A 21,934-nucleotide genomic window follows, 5' to 3' on the forward strand; every position below is an offset into this window, starting at 1 on the left:
GAAACCAAGGGGGCACGCGATGAGGATGGACGATATCGCGGCCCGGGGGCTGGTGCTTCTGGGCTGTGGCAAGATGGGTTCTGCGCTGCTGGAGGGCTGGCTGAAACAGGGCCTGCCCGCCTCTGCGGTCTGGGTGGTCGACCCGGGCCCCTCCGACTGGCTGGCGGCGCTGGCGGCCGAAGGGCTGCACCTGAACGAGCCGCTGCCCGAATCCCCCGCCGTCGTGCTGATCGCGGTCAAGCCACAGATCATGGACGCCGCCCTGCCGCAGGTTGCGGGGCTGGCCGATGGGCGCACGCTGTTCCTGTCGGTCGCGGCGGGCAAGACGCTGGACTACTTCGCCCGGCATCTCGGGGATCGCGCCCCGGTCATCCGCTCGATCCCGAACACCCCGGCCGCCATCGGCCGCGGCATCACCGCGCTGATCGGCAACGCGCGGGTGGACGAGACGGGCCTTGCGCTGGCCGAAGGGCTGCTGGCGGCGGTGGGCCAGAGCGTCCGGCTGGAGACCGAGGACCAGATGGACGCGGTGACCGCCGTCTCGGGATCCGGCCCGGCCTATGTGTTCCACCTGATCGAGGCGCTGGCCGCCGCGGGCGAGGCGCAGGGGCTGCCACCCGGCATGGCGATGACGCTTGCCAGGGCGACGGTCGGCGGCGCCGGGCAACTGGCCGAGGACTCCGCGGACAGCCCCGCGCAACTGCGCGCCAACGTCACCTCGCCCCAGGGGACCACCGCCGCTGCGCTGGCGGTGCTGATGGACCCCGAGACCGGCTTTCCGCCGCTTCTGCGGCGCGCGGTCGCCGCCGCGACGGTCCGTAGCAAGGAGTTGGGATCGTGACGGAAATCAGCTTCGATGACTTCCTCAAGGTGGATATCCGCGTGGGCCAGATCGTGCGGGCCGAACCCTATCCCGAGGCGCGCAAACCCGCGATCAAGCTCTGGGTCGATTTCGGCCCGGAGATCGGCGAGAGGAAAAGCTCGGCCCAGATCACCGCGCATTACGCCCCCGAGGATCTGCCCGGCAAGCGGGTGCTTGGCGTTGTCAACTTCCCGCCCCGCCAGATCGGCAAGTTCCTGTCCGAAGTTCTGGTGCTGGGCTTGCCGGACGAGACCGGCGAGGTAGTTCTGATCACGCCGGACAAGGATGTGCCGATCGGGGGGAGGATGTTCTGATGACACGAATTCTGGTGACCCGGCCGATGCCGGGGCGGGTGGGCCCGGCGGTGCAGGCGCTGGGCGAGGTCGAGATGCGCGACAGCAACCTGCCGCTTTCCGACGCGGAACTGCGCCGGGCGCTGACCGATTTCGACATCGTCCTGCCGACGCTGGGCGACCGCTTCTCGGCCGGGGTCTTCGCCGATGCAGGCCAGCCCCGGGCACGGCTGCTGGCCAATTTCGGCATGGGCTACAACCATATCGACGTGGCCGCCGCACGTGCGTTTGGCATCGCGGTGACCAACACGCCGGGCGCGGTGACGGATGCGACCGCCGATGTCGGCATGCTGCTGATCCTGATGACCTGCCGCCGCGCCTCCGAGGGCGAACGGATGCTGCGCGCAGGCCAGTGGACCGGCTGGCATCCGACCCAGATGCTGGGCCTGCACGTGACCGGCAAGACCGTGGGCATCATCGGGATGGGCAATATCGGCCAGGCGCTGGCGCGGCGCTGCCATTACGGGTTCGGGATGAACGTGGTCTATTACACGCGCTCGCCCAGGGCGCTGGATTTCCCCGCAACGCCCGTCGACAGCCTCGCTGCGCTGGGGGCGGCGTCGGATGTCGTTGTGTCCTGCGTGCCGGGCGGTGCCGAGACGCGGCACATGATGGGGGCCGATCTCTTTGCGGCGATGCGGCCCCATGCGCATTTCGTCAACATCTCGCGCGGCGACGTCGTGGACGAGGCGGCGCTGGTCGCGGCACTGTCCGAGGGCCGGATCGCGGGTGCCGGGCTCGACGTATACGAGTTCGAACCGCAGGTGCCCGAGGCACTGGTCGCGATGGAGAACGTGGCGCTGCTGCCCCATCTCGGCACCGCCACGCTTGAGGTGCGGGACTCGATGGGCATGATGGCGGTCGAGAACATCCGCGCCTTCCTCGCGGGCGCGGCGCTGCCGAACCCGGTCTAGCCTGCCGCTGGTTCGCGCCCGCCTTCTTCTTGGCGAAAATACTCCGGGGGTCTGGGGGCAGCGCCCCCAGCCGGTCGGCCGGGCGAAACCCGGTACGCCCCCGCGGCCCTGCGCCCCCTTGTCTCACCCGTCCCCGAGGGGCTAGATGCCCGCAACCGGATTTGCCCTGCAGGATTTCTCATGACCGACACGCAAGCCTACGATTTCAACGACCGCATGCTCTCGCTGGGCCTCGCCCGCGTCTCCGAGGCCGCCGCGCTGGCCTCGGCGAGACTGATTGGCCATGGCGACGAAAAGGCCGCCGACCAGGCCGCGGTGGACGCGATGCGCACCCAGCTCAACAAGCTCGACATCGCGGGCGTCGTGGTGATCGGCGAGGGCGAGCGTGACGAGGCGCCGATGCTCTATATCGGCGAAGAGGTGGGCTCCGGCCAGGGCCCCGCGGTCGATATCGCGCTCGACCCGCTCGAAGGCACGACGCTGACCGCCAAGGACATGCCGAACGCGCTGGCCGTGATCGCGATGGGCCCGCGCGGCTCGATGCTGCACGCCCCCGACGTCTACATGGAAAAGCTGGCGATCGGGCCGGGCTATCCCGAGGGCATCGTGACCCTCGACATGCCGCCCGCGGAACGGGTGCGGACGCTGGCCCGTGCCAAAGGCGGCGATCCCGACGACATCACCGTCTGCATCCTGGAGCGCCCGCGCCACGAGGCGCTGATCGCCGAGGTGCGCACGACCGGCGCGGCGATCCGGCTGATCACCGATGGCGACGTGGCAGGCGTGATGCATTGCGCCGAGGCGCAGCGGACGGGCATTGACATGTATATGGGGTCGGGCGGCGCGCCCGAGGGGGTGCTGGCGGCCGCGGCGCTGAAATGCATGGGCGGGCAGATCTTCGGCCAGCTTCTGTTTCGCAACGACGACGAACGCGCGCGGGCGGCCCGCGCCGGGATCACCGACCTGAACCGGGTCTATGCCCGCGACGACATGGTGCGTGCCGACGTGATCTTTGCCGCGACCGGGGTGACCGACGGCTCGCTGCTGCCCGGCATCCGGCGCGAGGTGGGCTGGCTGACCGCCGAAACCCTGCTGATGCGGTCCAAGACCGGCTCGGTCCGTCGGATGACCTACCGCACCCCTGCGAAATAGCGGATGGCGAAAGCCTTTCTCGACGTCGAGTGTTCCGCGACGGGCCGGCGCTGGACCGGCCCCTCGCCCGAAGAGGCCCGTCAGGCCGAGGCGCTGGTGCAGGCCACGCGCCTGCCGCCCGCCGTGGCCGCCGTGCTGGCGCGGCGCGGTGTCGGCCCCGAGGCGGCCGAAGGCTTTCTCGACCCCACGCTCAAGGATCTGCTGCCCGACCCGTTGTCCCTGCGCGACATGGGGGTGGCGGCCGAACGGTTCCTGGCCGCGGTCAAGGCGCGCCAGCGGATCGCGGTCTTCGCCGATTACGATGTCGATGGCGGCGCCTCGGCCGCGCTGATCCTGACCTGGCTGGCCGCGCAGGGGCACGGGGCCACGCTCTACATCCCCGACCGGATCGACGAGGGTTATGGCCCGAACGAGCCCGCGATGGAACAACTCGCCCGCGACCACGACCTGATCGTGTGCGTCGATTGCGGCACCCTCAGCCATGGCCCCATCGCCGCCGCCCGGGGCGCCGACGTGATCGTGCTGGACCATCACCTGGGCGCCGAGACGCTACCCCCCGCGCTGGCCGTGGTGAACCCCAACCGGCAGGACGAGACCGGCGATCTGGGCCATCTCTGCGCGGCGGGGGTGGTGTTCCTGATGCTGGTCGAGGTCAACCGCCAGATGCGCGCGGCAGGGCAACGCGGCCCCAACCTGCTGGGGTATCTCGACCTCGTGGCACTGGCCACCGTGGCCGATGTGGCGCCGCTGGTGGGCCTCAACCGGGCGCTGGTCCGACAGGGGCTCAAGGTGATGGCCGGGCGCGGCCGCCCCGGCCTGGTGGCGCTGTCGGACATCGCGCGGATGACCAGTGCGCCCACGCCTTATCACCTGGGCTTCCTGCTGGGCCCCCGGGTCAACGCGGGCGGTCGGATCGGCCAGGCCGATCTGGGCGCGCGGCTGCTGGCGACGGCCGATCCGCATGAGGCAGCGGCCCTGGCCGAGCGGCTGGATCTGCTGAACACCGAGCGGCGCGAGATCGAGGCGCGGGTGCGCGACGCCGCGCTTGCCCAGGCCGAGGCCCGCGGGCTTGAGGGGCCGCTGGTCTGGGCCGCGGGCGAGGGCTGGCATCCCGGCGTCGTCGGCATCGTCGCCAGCCGCCTGAAGGAGGCCACCAACCGCCCCGCCGTGGTGATCGGACTGGAGGGTGACCAAGGCAAGGGCTCGGGCCGGTCGGTGTCGGGCGTCGATCTGGGCGCGGCGATCCACCGGCTGGCGGCCGAGGGGCTGCTGATCAAGGGCGGTGGGCACAAGATGGCGGCGGGACTGACCGTTGCGCGCGACCGGCTGGATGCGGCAATGGACCGGCTGGGCGACCTGCTGGCGCGCCAGGGGGCAGGGGCGTCCGGTCCACGCGAGCTTCGGCTCGACGCGCTGCTGATGCCGGGGGCGGCCTGCGTCGAACTGGTCGACCAGATCGAGGCCGCCGGCCCCTTCGGCGCGGGCGCCCCCGCGCCCCGCTTTGCCTTTCCGGGGATGGCCGTGACCTTCGCCCGGCGCGTCGGCGAGAGCCACCTCAAGATCGGCTTCGGCGACGGCACCGGGCCGCGGCTCGACGCGATCGCCTTCGGCGCCTTCGACGGCCCGCTGGGCCCGCTGCTTGAGGCCCATGGCGGCGCCCGCCTGCACCTCGCCGGGCGGCTCGAGATCAACGACTGGGGCGGCCGGCGCCAGGTTCAACTGCGCCTTGAGGACGCGGCGCGGGCAGACTGAAGGGCGGCGGAAAAATCCGCGAAATACCCCCTTGCGCAGCCCCGCCAATTTATCTAGGAAACGCCCCACAAGCCTTCACGGCCCGTTCGTCTATCGGTTAGGACGTCAGGTTTTCAACCTGAAAAGAGGGGTTCGACTCCCCTACGGGCTGCCACTTTTATTGCTTAAACTATTGATTTCATTGAGAAATCAGCAAGCAAGAAGATCTCTACCCACAATCCACCCACAGCATCCCGCCGCTAAGATCGACGGTCGCCAGCGCGTTGCAGGCCGGGAAACGATCACGCATTCGTGAACACGGCGCGGCGAGCGCAATGGGCTTCTGCGGTCATTACGATGACGTTTCGTAACATTTGGCCCTAGCGCGACGGCTTCGCCCGCCCTATCTTTGCACAAGATACGGTCACTTATTACGAGGCGAGCACTACACATGGCATCGACGTTCAAACCCGGCGATATCGTTCAACTGAAATCCGGCGGTCCCGCGATGACCATTTCTAGCAGCGGTTCCGGCGACGGCTATTGGTGCGAATGGTTCAAGGGCGCTTCGAAAGAGCGGGCGCACTTCAACGAAGAAACGCTTCAAGCTTACGTCGCGCCGAAGAAAGCATGACGGAAGACGAAGCCGCCCGTTGGATGCTGGCAGAGTATGAACGCGACGGTTTTCTTTATCAGGAAGCTGCCGCAAGCCACCTGTTCCAACTTCAAGATGAAACCTTGGCGTATTTCGACAAGTCTTCGAACCTATGCGTCGGCAAAGGCGTGTTGAAGATTTTCAATACACTTACGCCGGATGCGGTCTATGAACGCGCGGGCAAGTTCTGGCGCATTCGCTTGGAAACCGACCAACCGGGACGCCAGCAATGAAAAAAGCCCCGACGCGGTGAAGCGCCGGGGCAAAGCCGTTCGGAACAATCCCGAAGAACGAACGGCCATCGGGCAGACAGGCCATGCCGCCCGAATTCGAAGGTTATTCAATCGCGTTGACGATGACCTTCACCCGACTCGCGCAGTAGAGGCGTCTGGAAGCGGGCCAGCAGGTCGCGCGGGGCGCGGTGCGCATTGGTCGGGTTTCCGACGCACCGGTGAACCGCGCCTATCGCCCCGTCTGGGTCATCGCGTCTGCACTTTGCAGGACCGCGTTGGCATGCGCCAGCGCAGCCGATCCCGTCCCGATCCGTCTGCGCCAGTTCGGATGGGTCTCTACCGTGCCCGGCAGGTTCGCCTGGGCCGTGGCGCCAAGGATGTCCTCGATCTGAAGCGCGACAAGGCGGGCCGGTGTGTCGCCCAGATACCGGTGAAGCGCGTCGATGTCCGCACCGCCCGCACGCCGGGCCAGGCCGGCCACCTCGTCCGCGCGGCGCCGGAGCAGGTCTTGCGCCCGATCCGGCGCGACATGGCCGAGGCGGGTGTGCCAGCCGATGTCGGTGCCCTGCTTCCATCCCTCGAACGGCGGCAGGTCATGGGTTCCGAAACTCGCCATCACCGCCTCGGGCCAGTTCTCGGGGTGCGGGTCAAACATCGCGAGCCGGCAGCCGAGAATGCCCGAGGCGGCAAGGTCGGCCTGCAGCCCCTCGGGGATAACGCCGAGATCCTCGCCCACGATGGCCGCCCCGGCGCGCGCCGCCTCGATCCGCGCGACGGCCAGCAGCGCGGTTTTCGGCATGGCGACATAGGCGCCCGGGCCGTCCACGGGCACCCAGAAGGCGCGCTCGAAGCCCAGGATGTGGTCGATCCTGAGAAGGCCTGCGAATTCCAACTGGGCGCGCAGGATGTCCGCAAGCGGCCGGAACCCGCGGGCCACCAGCGCCGACGGAATCATCGGCGCCAGCGACCAGTCCTGGCCCTGGGGGGCAAAGGGGTCGGGCGGTGCGCCCAGCGTGGCACCGCGTGCGAAGAGGCCGGGATCGGCCCAGGTTTCGGCGCCCGCGGGGTGGGTGCCGACGGCGAGGTCGAGATAGAGCCCCTGTGCCATCCCTGCGGTGCGGGCGGCCGCGCGGATATCGGCCAGCTGGCGTCCCGCCCGGTATTGCAGCCAGGCGTGGAAGGCAAGTTCGCCGGGATGGGCGGCGGCAAAGGCCCGGGCGGCGGCGCTTTCGGGCGTTCGATACGCCTCGGGCCAGTCGGGCCAGTAGGGTCCGAACCTGTCCGACAGCGCCTGGTGCAGGGCGAAACGCTCCAGGTCCACGCCTTGCGCCGTGCGGAACGCGGCCAATGCGGTGGCGTCCTCGGGGTCGATCGCGGCAAAGGCGGCGCGCAGACAGGCCAGCCGCGCGGCGATCGCGGACGGATACTCGACCAGCGCCCCGCCTGGGGCGCAGGACTCACCCGGGCAGGCGATATGCGCGACATTGAACCGGCGGCGGCTGGACGGGGAATAGGGGCTGATCGCCGCCGGGTCGCCGGGAAACCCCGCATGGATCGGGTTGATGCCGACGAACCCTGCGCCCAGCGCGCCGAACCCCGCAACCGCCGTGCGCAGATCGGCGAAATCGCCGAGCCCGCCGGTTCCGGCATCCCGCAGGCCGTAAAGCGGCAGCGTCACGCCCCAGCCGCGCGGGGGCAAGGGCAGGCGGGGCGGCGCGGACAGCACGGTAGTTCTGTGGCCCCGCAGCGTGAGTTCGTGGATGCCGGGCGGCAGCGGCGGCAGCGACAGGCGGTCGGCTGCCCGGCCCTCGCGGCAGGTGCCGTCCTCGAGGTCAAGGCGCCAGTCGGAGGGCTGCTCCACGGAGAGGACGGCTGCCGTTCCCGCCTCGACGACGATCCAGGCGGGCAGGGGGCGCGCCGCCTCGGCTGCCCGCAGGGCCGCCAGCGTCTCGGTCAACTCTGCCTCGGACCCTGCGGCCAGCCCCATGGCGCCCAGCAATGCGCGCGCCGTTTCGGGCGAGGTTTCCTGCGTCGTCCCGGTCAGATCGACATAGCGTGGCAGGATTCCCACATGGCAGGCCAGGGCCGTCAGCGCAGCACTCATGGCACGGGCTCCAGCACCAGAACCGCCACGGCCTCGGCAGGCATCGCGAGGCGGCCCCGCACGGGTTCGGGTGCGCTGTCGGGGCGCGAGCTGTCCAGTTGCAGGCTCCAACTCTGACCCGGGGGCGCCTCGGGCACCGATACCTCGACCGCGGCGCCTGCGTTCAGCACCGCGAAGATCGCGTGTTCCTGCGCGGCATATTCCGGCGTGCCGGCGGCGGTGCGCAGTTCGACCGCGATCAGCCGCAACTCCGGGTTCTCCCAGTCGGCCCGCGTCATCGGCGCCCCGTCCGCCCGGCGCCAGAACAGATCCTCGATCCCGTCGATTGCCCGCTCGTGCGAATGAAGGAACAGCTTTTGCCGCAAAACGGGATGGGCCTTGCGAAAGGCGATCATCCGGGCGGTAAAGCGCAGGAAGGCGTCATCCGTCCCGTGCCAGTCGATCCACGAGATCGCGTTGTCCTGGCAATAGGCGTTGTTGTTGCCCTGCTGCGAATTGCCAAGCTCGTCACCCGCAAGGATCATCGGCGTGCCCTGGCTCAACAGCAGCGTCGCCATCATGTTGCGCCGCCGCTGCGCGCGGGCGGTCAGGATCGCGGGGTCGTCCGTCGGACCCTCGGTGCCGAGATCGTCCGAATAGTTCGCATCATGCCCGTCGCGCCCGTCCTCGCCATTGGCAAGGTTGTGCTTGGTGGCAAAGCTGACGACATCGGCAAGGGTAAAGCCGTCATGGGCGGCGATGAAATTGACTGAGGACGTCGCCGGGCGGCGGGAATGGTCGAACTGCGCGGCCGATCCCACGAGGCGTCCGGCAAGATCGGGCGCCCGCCCAGGATCGCGCCGCCAGAAGCTGCGGACAGCGTCGCGAAAGCCGTCGTTCCATTCAAGGAACGGTGCGGGAAAGCCGCCCAGCTGATACCCGCCGGGGCCGATGTCCCAGGGTTCGGCGATCAGCTTCACCCGCGACAGAACCGGATCCTGGCGTACCGCCTGGAAGAACGGCGCGCGCGTGTCGAAACCCTGCGGCCCCCGGCCCAGCGCCGCGGCAAGGTCAAAGCGGAACCCGTCCACATGCATGACCTCGACCCAGTAGCGCAAGCTGTCCATCACCATGCGCAGCACCATCGGGTGCCCGATGTTCAGCGTGTTGCCGCAGCCCGTATCGTCGATGTAGTGGCGCCGGTCGTCCGCCAGCCGATAGTAGCTGGCATTGTCGATGCCGCGAAAGCTCAGCGTGGGGCCCATCTCGTTGCCCTCGCCGGTGTGGTTGTAGACCACATCGAGGATCACCTCGATCCCTGCCGCATGCAGCCGGGCGACCATCCGCTGGAACTCGGCGATGTCGCCGTTTTCCATGTAGCGCGGTTCCGGCGCGAAATAGCCCAGAGTCTGGTAGCCCCAGTAGTTCCGCAAGCCCTTCTCGACGAGGAAGCGGTCGTTCAGGAAGGCCTGGACCGGCAGCAACTCGATCGCCGTGATCCCGAGCCGCGCGTAATGTTCCAGCATCTGGTCCGAGGCCAGCGCCCGGAACCTGCCCGGCGCATGGACCTGGGGGTGGCGGATGGTCAGCCCCCGGACATGGGCTTCGTAGATCACGGTATCGGTCAGCGGTGTGCCGGGCGGCCTGTCGGCGCCCCAGTCGAACCCGTCGGCCACGACGATCGAGCGCGGCACATAGGGCGCGCTGTCGCGCTTGTCGAAGCTGAGATCAGCGCGCGGCGATCCCATCTCGAAGCCCATCAGCGCGTCATGCCAGACCGGATGCCCCGAAAGACGCCGCGCATAGGGGTCGACCAGCAGCTTGTAGGGGTTGAACCTGTGGCCCTGGTCGGGACGGTAGGGGCCATGGACCCGATAGCCGTAATGCTGGCCGGGTTTCAGCCCGGCGATATGGCCATGCCAGACATGATGCGTGCATTCGGGCAGGTCGATATTGGCGACCTCGTTGCGGCCGGTTTCGTCGAACAGGCAAAGGGTGACGCGGCTCGCATGTTCGGAGAACAGGGCAAAATTCACGCCTTCGCCGTCGAAACGGGCGCCGAGAGGCTCGTTGCGGCCGGCGGTGATCGTCGTGGGGATCGTCGTCATTTCCTGGTTGTCAGCTCTCGGAAAAGCGTGGCATAGGCGGCGGCCGACGGCCCCCAGCCCACCGGCGCACGCATGCCGTTGCGCTGGAGCTTCCGGAACGCCGTCCTGTCGGCGTAAAGGTCGCAAAGCCGGTCGAGCGCGGCCCCCAGCGCCTCTGCTGTGGCCGGGGCGAACTGGATCCCCGTGGCCACCCCCGCCGCCAGCGCTGCCGGATTGGCGTCGATCACCGTATCGGCCAGCCCGCCGGTCCGGGCGACGACCGGCACGGTGCCGTAGCGCAACCCGTAAAGCTGCGTCAGCCCGCAGGGTTCGAAGCGCGAGGGCACAAGGATCGCGTCGCCCCCCGCGATCATCCTGTGCGACAACGCCTCGTCATAGCCGATGCGCACCGCGACGGCGTCATTTGCCTCGGCCTCGGCGTGCCAGGCCGCTTCCAGCCCGGAATCGCCCGCGCCCAGCAGGGCGACCCGCCCGCCGCGCGCGATCAGCCCCGGCAGGGCCGCCAGAAGCAGGTCGAGCCCCTTCTGTTCACTCAGCCGCGAGACGACGACGCAAAGCGGGCCGTCGCCGTCGGACAGGCCCATTTCCCCGATCAGCGCGGCGCGCGCCTTGGCCTTGCCGCGTGGTTCCTTGAAGGGGGCGATGTGCGGGTCCGTGGCCGGGTTCCACAACACCTCGTCGATGCCGTTGAGGATGCCCGAGACATCCGCCCCGCGGGCGCGGATCACGCCGTCAAGTCCGGCGCCGAACTCAGGCATCGCCAGTTCGCGCGCATAGGTCGGGCTGACGGTGGTCACCTTCCAGGCATAGACAAGCCCTGCCTTCAGCGCCGAGATCTGGCCGTAGAACTCCATCCCCTCCGGCTGAAAGGCCCAGGCCGGCAGGGCGAGGGGCGCCAGACGTTCGGCGGGGATCAGCCCGCGAAAGGCCATGTTGTGAACGGTTATCACGCTGGGCAGGTCCACCGCCCGGGCCTTGAGGTACACCGGCGTCAGCCCCGCCTGCCAGTCGTGGCAATGCAGGATGTCGGGCCGCCAGTCGCCCGCCCCTTCGGCACCGATCCGGGCCGCCATCCACGACAGCGCGGCAAAGCGCGCGTCATTGTCGGGCCAGTCCTGTCCGGCCTCGTCCAGATAGGGCCCGCCGGGGCGGTCATAGAGATGTGGCGCGTCTAGCACGAACAGCGATAGCCCCGAAGCCGCACCCTGCACCAGCCGGGCCGGGCCGCCGAACAGGTCATCCGCCTGCCACACCATCTCGGCCGCGGGCAACCGGGCCAGCACGGACGGATAGCCCGGCAAAAGCACCCGCATCTCGACCCCTTCGGCGGCCAGCGCTGCGGGCAGCGCGCCCACGACATCGGCCAGGCCCCCGGTCTTGACCAGCGGCACACATTCCGACGCGACGGAGAGAACCCGGATCATGCCACCGCCGCCCGTCGATCCAGCATCGGCTGGGTGATCAGCGTGATGCCGCCCTCGGTGACGCGGAACCACCGGGCGTCCTCTTCGGGGTCCTCGCCCACAACCAGCCCGTTCGGGATGACCACCCCGCGGTCGATCACCACGTTCTTCAGCCGCGCGTGCCGGCCCACCACGACGTAGGGCAGCACGACCGCGTGATCGAGCACCGAATAGGAATTGGTATGCACCATCGTGAACAGCAGCGAGTTGCGCACCTCCGTCCCCGAGATCACGCATCCGCCCGATACCATCGACGACACCGCCGAGCCGCGCCTGTCCTCCTCGTCATGGACGAACTTGGCGGGCGGGACGCTTTCGGAATAGGTCCAGATCGGCCAGTTGCGGTCCCAGAGGTTCAGTTCGGGCGTGAAATCGGTCAGGTCGATATTGGCCTTCCAGAAGGCGTCCACCGTGCCGACATCGCGCCAGTAGGCGTTGGATTCGGGGTGGTCCCGGACGCAGGACTCGGCGAAGCGGTGCGCCATCGCCTTGCCATTCTTCACGATCTGCGGGATCAGGTCCTTGCCGAAATCGTGGCTGGAACTCGGATCCTCTGCGTCGCGGATCAGCAGATCGCGCAGAAAGTGCCAGTCGAAGACATAGATGCCCATCGAGGCGAGGCAGGTCTCGGGATCACCGGGCAAGGTCGGCGGATCGGCCGGTTTCTCGACGAAGGCGGTGATCCGGTCGGTCGCGTCCACCTGCATCACGCCAAAGGCGCTGGCCTCGGCGCGCGGCACGGTCAGGCAGCCCACGGTCACGTCGGCCTTGTTCGCCACATGCTGGCGCAGCATGATCTCGTAGTCCATCTTGTAGATGTGGTCGCCTGCGAGGATCAGGACGTAGTCCACGTCATAGCTGTCCACGATGTCGATGTTCTGGGTCACCGCGTCGGCGGTTCCCAGATACCAGGTGGTCTCGTCCACCCGCTGGCTTGCCGGCAGGATGTCCAGGTATTCGTTGCGCTCGGCGCGGAAGAAGCTCCAGCCGCGCTGGCAGTGGCGGATCAGGGAATGGGCCTTGTATTGCGTGGCCACCGCCATCTTGCGGATCCCCGAGTTCAGCCCGTTGGATAGCGCAAAGTCGATGATCCGCGTCTTGCCGCCGAAATAGACGGCCGGTTTCGCGCGGGTGTCGGTCAGTTCCATCAGGCGGCTGCCACGCCCCCCGGCCAGCACGAAGGCCATGGTGCGGCTCGACAATCGACTGTAACGCATTTCCATTTTCCGATCCCCCCTGTGAAATCACACCCCGTCCGGCATCAGGTAAAGCACGCTCAGGGGCGGCAGCGTCACTTCCGCCGAGGCGGGCAGCCCGTGATGCGGCTGTTCGGTGGCCGAAACGCCGCCGAAATTGCCGCGATTGCCTCCGCCATAGGCGGCGGCGTCGGTGTTCAGGACCTCGCGCCAGCGCCCCGCATGGGGCAGGCCCAGCCGAATTCCTGTCCGCTCGACCGGGGTCAGGTTACAGATGACAGCCACCGGCGGGTCGCCGGGTTCGCCCGTGCGCAGCCACGCATAGACCGAGATGTCGGCCGCGTTCGCCTCTATCCAGCGAAAGCCGTCCGGTTCGCAATCCTTGACGTGCAGCGCGGGCGTGGCGCGGTAAATCGCATTCAGATCGCGCACCAGGCGTTGCACGCCGGCATGCCACTCGGCACCGAGGACGCCCCAGTCAAGCTGCCCGGCATGGTCCCATTCCGCGCGCTGGGCGAATTCCTGTCCCATGAACAGCAGCTTCTTGCCCGGATGCCCCCACATGAAGCCGAAATAGGCGCGCAGGTTGGCGAATTTCTCCCAGTCCGTTCCGGGCATCTTCGCAAGTATCGACCCCTTGCCATGCACCACCTCGTCATGGCTGATCGGCAGGACGAAATTTTCCGAGAACGCGTAGAGCAGGCCGAAGGTCAGCTGGTGATGGTGATGCTTCCGGTGCACCGGCGCCCGCCCGAAATAGTCGAGCGTGTCGTTCATCCAGCCCATGTTCCACTTGTAGCCGAAGCCAAGCCCCCCCGCGTCCACCGGTTGCGAGACGCCGGGAAACGACGTGCTTTCCTCGGCCACGGTCAGGATGCCCGGCACCTCGCCATAGGCAAGCGTGTTCATCCGCTGCAACATGGCGATGGCTTCTAGATTCTCGCGCCCGCCATGGGCGTTCGGGATCCACTGGCCCTCGGGCCGGGAATAGTCGCGGTAGAGCATCGAGGCCACGGCATCCACGCGCAGACCGTCGACATGGTATTCCTCCAGCCAGAAAAGCGCGTTGGAGAACAGGAAATTGGCAACCTCGGTGCGGCCGAAATTGTAGATCAGCGTGTTCCAGTCGTGGTGGAACCCCTCGCGGGGATCGGCGTGTTCGTAGAGCGCGGTGCCGTCAAAGCGCGCCAGCCCGTGCGCATCGGACGGGAAATGCGCGGGCACCCAGTCCAGGATCACGCCCAGCCCCTTGCGATGCGCAGCGTCGATCAGGTCGCGGAACTCGTGCGGCGGGCCATGGCGGATGGTGGGCGCGAACAGCCCGACCGGCTGATACCCCCAGGATCCGTCGAACGGATGTTCCGACAGCGGCAGGAACTCGATATGGGTGAATCCCATGTCGGCGGCATAGTCGACCAGATCTTCGGCCGCCTCGCGATAGGACAGCGGGCGGTTGCCCTCGTCCGGCTTGCGCCGCCAGGATCCCAGATGCACCTCGTAGACCGAGATCGGCGCGCTGCGGGCGTTCCGCGCGGCGCGGTCCGCCATCCAGTCGGCGTCATGCCAGCCATAGCCCGCGATGTCGCGCACCACGCTGGCGGTGGCGGGCGGGTGTTCCGCGCCAAAGCCGACCGGGTCGGCCTTGAGCGGCAGGACGACACCATCCGCCCCGAGGATTTCGTACTTGTAGACCGTGCCCTCGCCCAGCCCGGGCAGGAAGATCTCCCAAATGCCCGTCGCGCCCCGGCGCCGCATCGGGTGGCGCCGCCCGTCCCAGCCGTTGAAAGGCCCGACGACGGACACGCGCCCTGCGTTCGGCGCCCAGACGGCGAAATGGGTGCCTTCCACGCCCTCGTGCCTGCACGGATGGGCGCCCAGAACCTGCCAAAGCCGGCGGTGGGTGCCTTCGCCCAGCAGGTATTCGTCGATCTCGCCGATCACCGGACCAAAGCGGTAGGGGTCGTCGAACTCCCAGATCTGGCCCGCGCCATCGGTCGCCCGCAGCCGGTAGGGGCCCTCTCCCGGGACCGGCCCGGCGAAAAGATCCGGCGCGTCGGGATGGCGTGTCAGGGGAGTGCTTGCCGCGTCGGAAACGGCCTCCAGCGTGGCGATGCCGGGATGGAACGCCGCCACGCAACCGCCGTGCCGCCCCAGCACCGCGAACGGATCGTTATGGGTGCCGGCCTGTAACCGCCGCGCATCCTCGGGCGAGGGGAAGGACGGGATATCGTTCTGCGCGGCGCGGCTCATGCGGGCAGCCTATGCTGCGCGCGGCAAGTTGCAAGGCCTGCCGTCACGCAGGGTCAATCGGAACCGCGCCCCAGATATCCGCCATGTAGCCCCGGATCGTCCGGTCCGACGAGAACCAGCCGGTGCGCGCGGTGTTCCGCGCGGCCATGGGCCACCATACCCCGGGATCGGCAAAGGCCGCGTCGACGCGGCGCTGGGCGTCCCAGTAGGCGGTGAAATCCGAGCAGACGAGGAAATAGTCATGCCCCGTCAGGTTGCCGACGAAGCCGCGATAGCGGTGCCGGTCGCGCGGCGAAAAGACGCCCTGCGACACCGCCTTGAGCGCGCCGCCAAGCCGCGTGTCGGCGGCAATCGCCTGGCGGGCGTGATCGGGCGCCGCGCGGCGGATCTCGGTCTCTTCGGCGGTCATCCCGAACAGGAAGAAGTTCTCTTCCCCCACCCGGTCGCGGATTTCCACGTTGGCGCCGTCCAGCGTGCCGATGGTCGGCGCACCGTTCAGCGCGAATTTCATGTTGCCGGTGCCGGACGCCTCCTTGCCCGCGGTCGAGATCTGTTCCGACAGGTCGGCCGCAGGGATCAGCCGCTCGGCCAGACTGACATTGTAGTTCGGCAGGAACATCACCTTGAGGAACCGGTTCGTCTCGGGGTCGGCGTTCACCACCGTGGCGACATCGTTGATCAGGTGGATGATCTCCTTGGCGAAGGCATAGCCGGGGGCGGCCTTGCCCGCAAAGATCTTGACGCGCGGCACCCAGGGGCCGTTCGGGTTCGCCTTGATCTCGCGCCACAGCGCGATCGTTTCCAGGATGTTCAGGTGCTGGCGCTTGTATTCGTGGATGCGCTTGATCTGGACGTCGAACAGCGCCTCGGGGTCGACCGTGATGCCATGCGCCTCTGCCAGCCAGGCCGCCAGGTCTGCCTTGTTCGCCCGCTTGGCCGTGGCATAGGCGTCCAGAAAGGCCGGATCGCGCAGGCTCGGCTCAAGTGTCTCGAGCTGATCAAGGTCGCAGACCCAGCCCTCGCCGATGGCCCCGGTGATCAGCCGGCTGAGCCGCGGGTTGGCCGAGAACAGCCAGCGGCGCGGGGTGACCCCATTGGTCTGGTTCACGATCCGGTCGGGATGCATCCGGTGCAGTTCCGCGAAAACGGTCTGTTTCATCAGATCGGTATGCAGCGCCGAGACTCCGTTCACCTTGTGCGCCATGACGAAGGCCAGTTCCCCCATCCGGACCTCGCCATGTGCGGTCAGGGCCACCTTGCGTCCGGGGTTCTCGGCGGCATGGGCCGCGTCGATCCGTTCGATCAGCTGCATGTGGCGGGGCAGCAGGCGGGTCATCAGGTCCTCGGACCAACATTCCAGTGCCTCGGGCATCAGTGTGTGGTTGGTATAGGACAGACAGCCCCGCGCGGTTTCGATGGCCTGGTCCAGGGGCATGCCGCGTTCGTCATGCAGCAGGCGCACCAGTTCCGGCCCGGCGATGGCCGGGTGCGTGTCGTTCAACTGGATCGCGGCCTTTTTCGGCAGGTCGGCCAGCGCACCGCCTTCGTCCTCGAAGCGGTGCAGGATGTCCTGCAGGCTGGCGGCGGTGAAGAAGTATTCCTGCTTCAGCCGCAACTCCTTGCCCCGCTCGGTCGTGTCGTCGGGATAAAGCACGCGGCTGATCGTGCGCGCCAGCGCCTCGGCCTCGGCGGCGGCGGCATAGTCCCCCCGGTTGAACCGGTCGAGGTCAAAGCCATGCAGGGGCTCCGCAGACCACAGCCGCAGCGTGTTCGCCCAGCGCCCCTGCCAGCCGATCATCGGCGTGTCATGGGCCTGCGCCATCACCGCCTCGGCGCCGCGCCAGACGGCCTTGCCCGCTTCCTCGACCACCTCGCCGCCGAAGCAGAGCCGCAATCGCACGTTGCGGCGCTTGAATTCCCAAGTGTGGTACTGGGTCAGCCAGTCCTCGGGCTCCTCGACCTGGCGCCCCTCGACAAAGCTCTGGCGGAACAGCCCGTGCTCGTAGCGGATGCCATAGCCGATGGCGGGAACGCCAAGGCTGGCCAGCGATTCCATGAAACAGGCGGCCAGGCGCCCCAGCCCGCCATTGCCCAGCGCGGCGTCGGGCTCGTCCTGGATGACGGCCTCGGGCGACAGACCAAGGGCGCTCAGCGCCGCCCTCACCTCATCCTCCAGCCGGAGGTTGACGATCGCGTCCTCCAGCAGCCTGCCGATCAGGAATTCCATCGACAGGTAGTAGACCCGCTTCGCCCCGGCCTTTCGCGCGGCATGCGAGGCGGCCAGCCAGCGGTCCACGAGGCGGTCGCGCACCGCCAGGGACAGCGCGATCCGCCAGTCGCGCAGCGTGGCGTGGTCCGGGTCCGTGCCCAGCGCGTAGATCAGGTGACGCGTGATGGTGTCGCTGAAGCGTGCATCGATCATGGAAGAAGGTCCAGGGTATGGGGGACAAGCGGTAGTGTTGTCTCTATGGGCGAGAAATCTATCCAGCCGCAAGAGTGCAGCGGGGTTTTCCGGGACCACGGACACTTGGTGCCGCCGATGTCCGGAAACCATCCTGTCTGGCCGCTTGCGGTTTGAGCGTCCAGCGTGCCCGGGCATCACTTTGCGAAGGATCGGTCCAGCGCGCGCCGAACCCGTCCGGTGTCAATTCGAACCGACCGGTCCGCGCGCATGGCTCCTGCGCGGCAGGGCTTGCTCGCGGAATCCGGTGCGCTTGTCGGAAGCAGTCATGCGCCCTGCCTGCGGACGCGGCGTGTCCTGACCGCTGACGCTGGTGGCTTTCGCAGACCGGTCCGGTTTCGCCTTTCGAATTGCGGGGTGCCGGAATCCGACGGGATATCCCGGCGGTCGCGGCCGACCGGGGCGCCTGTGCCGGGTGTCACACGGATGTCAGACAACTCCAATACCCGGAGCGCTGGAATTGGAAAAGTTCCGTGAGCCAGACCCTCAGCCACACAGGAAACCCCCGACATGACCAAGTTCTCCCTACTTTGCGGAACCGCGGCGCTGGCGCTGTCTGCCGGCGCCGCGCTGGCTGCCGACATCGTCGCTGTCGAGTTCACCGACACGCCCGCGCCCACCGATGCCGCCGAGATGGTAACGACTCATTCGAAATCCTCGGCCATCGTGCGCTACAGTGACGGCACGACCCGGGAATTTCCGCTGTCCTATGTCTCGATCTTCAAGAACATCGACACGATCGGCGGTCAGGCCGCTGCGCAGCTTTACAACGCCAAGGGCGAGCCGCTGGTCGACCCGAACGGCGATCCCGTCATCGCCGAGACGCCGGATGCCAACAGCCTGCTGGAAATCGACGGCAAGCCGTTCCTCGTGACGCATTACGAATACGATTGGATCCTTGCCAACGGTGCCGAGGCGCGCCGCGTCGAGGGCTGGTATTCGCGCATGCCCATGTCGATGAGCGTCGCTACGCTGGACCAGGGCGCCGATGGTGCGTTGGTGGCCAAGTCGGTCAAGCCGATCGACTTTTCGGGCGTGAACGGCCTGTGGATCCCCTGTGCCGGCGGCCCGACGCCGTGGAACACCCATCTCGGCTCGGAAGAGGATTACGACCTCTACTTCCAGGCCGTCTCGGGCGAGAAGAACCTCAAGACGACCACCGAGGGCCTGCGCGCGCTGAGCGAGATGTATCTGGGCGGCGCCGCGGCCAACCCCTATCACTACGGCTTTATCCCCGAGGTGACGGTCAAGGCCGACGGCTCGACCGAGGTGGTCAAGCACTACTCGATGGGCCGTGCCACATGGGAACTGGCCCGCGTGATGCCCGACAGCCGCACCGCCTATTTCGGCGATGACGGCGACCATGTCGCGCTGTTCATGTATGTCGCCGATGCGGCCGAAGATCTGTCCGCCGGCACGCTCTATGCCGCGCGCTGGAACCAGGTCTCGGGCCAGGGCGGCGGGTCCGCCACGCTGGACTGGGTCAAGCTGGGCCATGCGACCGATGCCGAGGTCAAGGCGATCATCGACGGCGGCGTGACCTTCGACGACATCTTCGAGTCCACGACCGCCGAGGCGACGCCGGATTGGGAAGCGCAGGGCTACAAGATGATCCGCGCCGGTCATTCGGGCGACGAGATCCTGCGCCTGAAAGACGGCATGGAACAGGCCGCGGCGTTCCTGGAATCGCGCCGCTACGCGGCCTGGGTGGGCGCCACGACCGAGTTCAACAAGATGGAAGGCGTCGCCGCCGATCCGAAGAAAAAGAACCTCTACGTCGCGATGTCCTACAACGAAAAGGGCATGCAGGCCGAAGAGGGCGCCGCGCAGGACCACATGCAGGTCGAGAAGATCAAGGCCGGCGCCACCTACGAGGTCGCGATGGACGGCGGTCGCGTCGACACCAACGGCGAGGCGATCAATTCGGACTGGGTCGGCACCGCGATGCGGGTGCCTGCCGCGCTTCTTGGTCAGGACATCGAGGCCGACGCGCTGGGCAACATCGCCCATCCCGACAAGGTCGCGAACCCCGACAACCTGCACTTCTCGCCCGCGATGCGCACCCTTTTCATCGGCGAGGACTCGGGGACGCATGTCAACAACTTCGTCTGGGCCTACAACGTCGATACCGGCAAGCTGAGCCGCATCCTGTCCCAGGCCTCGGGTGCCGAGGCCACCGGCCTGCAGGTCGTCGACAACATCGGGGGCCATGCCTACGTGATGGCCAACAACCAGCACCAGGGCGAGTGGATTTCCTCGATGCCCGAGGATGTGGTGGCCCGGCTGGAAGCCAAGGCGATCGAGCTTTACGGCACCAATGACAAGGGCACGCCGAACTACAAGCTTGAGGCCCATGTCGGCTATCTGGCAGGTCTGCCCGGCCTCTGATCCGGTCTGCTGATCCCGGGGCCGGGCCCGTCACAGGGCCCGGCCCCGCTCCGTTTCCCTGGCGTTTCCGACAGGCACAAGGGGTGATCCCATGCACCGCAATCCGCTTCGATCTGTTCTTCTGGCCGGAACCGGCCTTGTCGCGCTGACCGGCGCCGCCCCGGCGGGGGATTATGCCGCGCCGCTGATCGGCGACTACATCTCGCGCGCGCAGTTCCCGAACCCCTATGCCCACATTCCCGCCCAGTGCTACATCGAGACCGCGGGCGGCACCCAGAACCCCTGTCAGGTCTGCCATACCGACGGGCTGGCCAATCGCCGTTTCGGCAACAACGCGCCGCAGGGCGGGGCGTCGCCTTTCATCGGCGATCTGACGGCGGAATACGCCTTCGCCGCGCTGAACCATCCGTTCCGGCCCAACGGGTCGATCAACCCGTGGGAAAACACGCTGTTCCCAGAGAAGCTGCGCGCCGCCGTGGCCGAGGCGGGCCATGACCCCGCCGCCTGGGACATGGAGACCTGGATCCGCCAGGACAACTGGTCCGCCGCCGCCGCGCGCCGCCCCGGCGATGCGCGCGTCTGGGATACCGGCGTGCGGGACAACCCGTTCCGCCTGTTCCCGGCGCTTTCACCGGCCGATCTGCCCGCCGACGAGGACGGCTTCGTGCGCAGCGACCGTGAAGAGGGCACATTTTTTAACGACGGGCGCGGCGGGATCACCGGCTGGCGGTCGGTCAATTTCGTCCCCCACGGCATCTTCACGCCGCTGACCGGGTCAGTCTCGGGGATCTATATCCGCCTGCCCGAACGCTTCATGCAGGATGCCGAGGGGCGGTTCGACCTGCCCACCTATGCCGCCAATCTCGACCTCGTGGCCGCTGCCGTGTCCGACCACCTGCCCGAGGATGCACCGGCCACCTACCTGGGGGCGGCCGGCGGTGATCCGGTCCAGCCCGGCCTTTATCCCATCGGCACCGAGTTCGCCCATCCCCTGCACTATGTGGATACCGAGGCCGACGGAACCGAAGGCGCCTCCGGCCGCTTCCCCGGGGCCCGCGCCGACCGGGTCAAGGAAATCAGGTACATGTACAAGATCCGGCGGTTCGATCCCGAATATGCCGGTCCCGAGATCAAGGAGGAAAGCGCGCCTGCCTATGCCAGTCGCACCGAAGGCTGGATCGACAATGGTGCGGGCTGGATCCTCGCCGGCTGGATCGAGGATGCGGACGGCACCCTGCGTGCCCAGACGCCTTCGGAACTGGTGCAATGCGTTGGCTGCCATTCCGGGCATGAACCGCAGCGCGAAACCGGGGGGCACGCCACCTTTCAGTCCGGGGTCGGCGTGACCATCGACAGCACCTGGGCACTGCCCCGCCGCCTGCCCGGCGATACGGGCTGGGGCGAGAACACCGCGATGGGCTATCGCGCGCCGGAGGCAGAGGGCGGCATCGGCCAGTCCGCCTTTCCCGACCCGATCAACCGGGCGATGGGAAAGGGCGAATTCGCCCACTTCCTGGAACATGTGGTGGGTGTCAGCCTCTATGGCGACATGCCGGCCAGCGTCGAGGCGTTCCTTGTCCGGACGATCCGCGCGGGGAACGGCTATTCCGCCGATTGGCCCGCGCTCGTGACCGGCACGGCTGAGGGCTATGTCGGCGCGCAGCGCCACCGCGCCGCGCTGTTGAAAGAGTTGATCGCACGGGGCGATCATCTGGACGCGGAGGGAAACCTGGCCGGTGCGCTGCTCTACCCGCCGCACTCCGCTGCACTGGCTGCGGCGCGCGGCTATCGCATGGTGGTGGCCACCCAGCGCTACGATTTCGGCAAGGACGCCTTCCCGGAAACGCCCGTGACCTTCCGCTATTTCCGCGGCGAAGAGACCGCGTTTGCCCACCGGGACGGCACGCCCTACACCGTGGGGGAGATCGTGCTCGACCGCCCGATCGACGAGGACCGCACCAGCCTGACCTGGGGCGTCGGAACCGCCGCGACCGAGATCACGGAGTCGCCCGACTATCAACCGATCCTGGACTATCTCTCCGCGCACGAGCTTCCGGCCAGCGCCCGCTGACCGGACCTGCCCCG

15 protein-coding genes and 1 tRNA gene are annotated in these 21,934 nt (G+C 67.9%); 10 read left to right on the plus strand and 6 right to left on the minus strand.

Annotated features, from left to right (window positions below; all coding sequences use genetic code 11):
• The first annotated feature begins 19 nt into the window (after window positions 1–19).
• The 8 genes from proC to EV655_RS09625 all read left to right on the plus strand — a co-directional run bounded on the left by proC (window position 20) and on the right by EV655_RS09625 (window position 5,900).
• Window positions 20–841, plus strand: a complete 822-nt coding sequence (gene proC / locus EV655_RS09590) for a pyrroline-5-carboxylate reductase (RefSeq protein ID WP_132544220.1) — start codon at window positions 20–22, stop codon at window positions 839–841.
• Entirely contained in the window at window positions 838–1,176 is a 339-nt protein-coding gene (locus EV655_RS09595; protein WP_132544222.1) for a tRNA-binding protein, read from the plus strand. The genes proC and EV655_RS09595 overlap by 4 nt, the downstream gene beginning before the upstream one ends.
• Complete coding sequence (locus tag EV655_RS09600) at window positions 1,176–2,129, plus strand: 2-hydroxyacid dehydrogenase (protein WP_132544224.1); 954 nt, start codon at window positions 1,176–1,178, stop codon at window positions 2,127–2,129. The genes EV655_RS09595 and EV655_RS09600 overlap by 1 nt, the downstream gene beginning before the upstream one ends.
• 180 nt (window positions 2,130–2,309) lie before the next feature.
• On the plus strand, window positions 2,310–3,281 hold the full coding sequence (gene glpX / locus EV655_RS09605; RefSeq protein ID WP_132544226.1) for a class II fructose-bisphosphatase: 972 nt from the start codon (window positions 2,310–2,312) through the stop codon (window positions 3,279–3,281).
• Window positions 3,282–3,284: 3 nt separating this feature from the next.
• Window positions 3,285–5,033, plus strand: a complete 1,749-nt coding sequence (recJ, locus tag EV655_RS09610) for a single-stranded-DNA-specific exonuclease RecJ (RefSeq protein WP_132544228.1) — start codon at window positions 3,285–3,287, stop codon at window positions 5,031–5,033.
• Window positions 5,034–5,112: 79 nt separating this feature from the next.
• Window positions 5,113–5,187, plus strand: a tRNA-Glu gene (locus tag EV655_RS09615).
• Window positions 5,188–5,463: 276 nt separating this feature from the next.
• Complete coding sequence (locus tag EV655_RS09620) at window positions 5,464–5,646, plus strand: YodC family protein (RefSeq protein ID WP_132544230.1); 183 nt, start codon at window positions 5,464–5,466, stop codon at window positions 5,644–5,646.
• Window positions 5,643–5,900, plus strand: a complete 258-nt coding sequence (locus tag EV655_RS09625) for a DUF6953 family protein (protein WP_132544232.1) — start codon at window positions 5,643–5,645, stop codon at window positions 5,898–5,900. The genes EV655_RS09620 and EV655_RS09625 overlap by 4 nt, the downstream gene beginning before the upstream one ends.
• Before the next feature lie 229 nt (window positions 5,901–6,129).
• On the opposite strand, the gene EV655_RS09630 is transcribed toward EV655_RS09625, so the two are convergent.
• Genes EV655_RS09630 through EV655_RS09655 form a run of 6 tightly spaced genes read right to left on the minus strand, consistent with a single transcriptional unit; the run spans window position 6,130 to window position 17,422 of the window.
• Window positions 6,130–8,004 carry a 4-alpha-glucanotransferase gene (locus EV655_RS09630; protein ID WP_132544234.1) on the minus strand — a complete coding sequence of 625 codons (1,875 nt, stop codon included), beginning with the start codon at window positions 8,002–8,004 and terminating at the stop codon, window positions 6,130–6,132.
• Complete coding sequence (gene glgX / locus EV655_RS09635; protein ID WP_132544236.1) at window positions 8,001–10,091, minus strand: glycogen debranching protein GlgX; 2,091 nt, start codon at window positions 10,089–10,091, stop codon at window positions 8,001–8,003. Before glgX ends, EV655_RS09630 begins: the two co-directional genes overlap by 4 nt.
• Window positions 10,088–11,515, minus strand: coding sequence for a glycogen synthase GlgA (gene glgA, locus EV655_RS09640; RefSeq protein ID WP_132544238.1), 1,428 nt, complete (start codon window positions 11,513–11,515; stop codon window positions 10,088–10,090). The genes glgX and glgA overlap by 4 nt, the downstream gene beginning before the upstream one ends.
• Window positions 11,512–12,777, minus strand: a complete 1,266-nt coding sequence (gene glgC, locus EV655_RS09645; RefSeq protein WP_424511311.1) for a glucose-1-phosphate adenylyltransferase — start codon at window positions 12,775–12,777, stop codon at window positions 11,512–11,514. The genes glgA and glgC overlap by 4 nt, the downstream gene beginning before the upstream one ends.
• 21 nt (window positions 12,778–12,798) lie before the next feature.
• Window positions 12,799–15,000: a 1,4-alpha-glucan branching protein GlgB gene (glgB, locus tag EV655_RS09650; RefSeq protein ID WP_132544242.1), complete on the minus strand. Its 2,202-nt coding sequence runs from the start codon at window positions 14,998–15,000 to the stop codon at window positions 12,799–12,801.
• 43 nt (window positions 15,001–15,043) lie between these two features.
• On the minus strand, window positions 15,044–17,422 hold the full coding sequence (locus tag EV655_RS09655; protein WP_132544244.1) for a glycogen/starch/alpha-glucan phosphorylase: 2,379 nt from the start codon (window positions 17,420–17,422) through the stop codon (window positions 15,044–15,046).
• A 549-nt stretch (window positions 17,423–17,971) separates the two neighbouring features.
• Here EV655_RS09655 and EV655_RS09660 point away from each other — a divergent pair.
• Window positions 17,972–19,849, plus strand: coding sequence for a PhoX family protein (locus tag EV655_RS09660; RefSeq protein WP_132544246.1), 1,878 nt, complete (start codon window positions 17,972–17,974; stop codon window positions 19,847–19,849).
• Window positions 19,850–19,940: 91 nt separating this feature from the next.
• Window positions 19,941–21,920 (plus strand): hypothetical protein, encoded by a 1,980-nt coding sequence (locus EV655_RS09665; RefSeq protein WP_132544248.1) that lies wholly within the window; start codon window positions 19,941–19,943, stop codon window positions 21,918–21,920.
• Window positions 21,921–21,934 lie beyond the last annotated feature (14 nt).

The sequence above is a fragment of the Rhodovulum euryhalinum genome, assembly GCF_004342445.1.
Lineage (GTDB): Bacteria > Pseudomonadota > Alphaproteobacteria > Rhodobacterales > Rhodobacteraceae > Rhodovulum > Rhodovulum euryhalinum.

What these genes read in the sequence shown, in the direction of transcription:
- proC (WP_132544220.1), top strand. Translation starts at nt 20, where the DNA reads ATGAGGATGGACGATATCGCGGCCCGGGGGCTGGTGCTTCTGGGCTGT.
- EV655_RS09600 (WP_132544224.1), top strand. Translation starts at nt 1,176, where the DNA reads ATGACACGAATTCTGGTGACCCGGCCGATGCCGGGGCGGGTGGGCCCG.
- glpX (WP_132544226.1), top strand. Translation starts at nt 2,310, where the DNA reads ATGACCGACACGCAAGCCTACGATTTCAACGACCGCATGCTCTCGCTG.
- recJ (WP_132544228.1), top strand. Translation starts at nt 3,285, where the DNA reads ATGGCGAAAGCCTTTCTCGACGTCGAGTGTTCCGCGACGGGCCGGCGC.
- EV655_RS09620 (WP_132544230.1), top strand. Translation starts at nt 5,464, where the DNA reads ATGGCATCGACGTTCAAACCCGGCGATATCGTTCAACTGAAATCCGGC.
- EV655_RS09625 (WP_132544232.1), top strand. Translation starts at nt 5,643, where the DNA reads ATGACGGAAGACGAAGCCGCCCGTTGGATGCTGGCAGAGTATGAACGC.
- EV655_RS09630 (WP_132544234.1), bottom strand. Translation starts at nt 8,004, where the DNA reads ATGAGTGCTGCGCTGACGGCCCTGGCCTGCCATGTGGGAATCCTGCCA.
- glgX (WP_132544236.1), bottom strand. Translation starts at nt 10,091, where the DNA reads ATGACGACGATCCCCACGACGATCACCGCCGGCCGCAACGAGCCTCTC.
- glgA (WP_132544238.1), bottom strand. Translation starts at nt 11,515, where the DNA reads ATGATCCGGGTTCTCTCCGTCGCGTCGGAATGTGTGCCGCTGGTCAAG.
- glgC (WP_424511311.1), bottom strand. Translation starts at nt 12,777, where the DNA reads ATGGAAATGCGTTACAGTCGATTGTCGAGCCGCACCATGGCCTTCGTG.
- glgB (WP_132544242.1), bottom strand. Translation starts at nt 15,000, where the DNA reads ATGAGCCGCGCCGCGCAGAACGATATCCCGTCCTTCCCCTCGCCCGAG.
- EV655_RS09655 (WP_132544244.1), bottom strand. Translation starts at nt 17,422, where the DNA reads ATGATCGATGCACGCTTCAGCGACACCATCACGCGTCACCTGATCTAC.
- EV655_RS09660 (WP_132544246.1), top strand. Translation starts at nt 17,972, where the DNA reads ATGACCAAGTTCTCCCTACTTTGCGGAACCGCGGCGCTGGCGCTGTCT.
- EV655_RS09665 (WP_132544248.1), top strand. Translation starts at nt 19,941, where the DNA reads ATGCACCGCAATCCGCTTCGATCTGTTCTTCTGGCCGGAACCGGCCTT.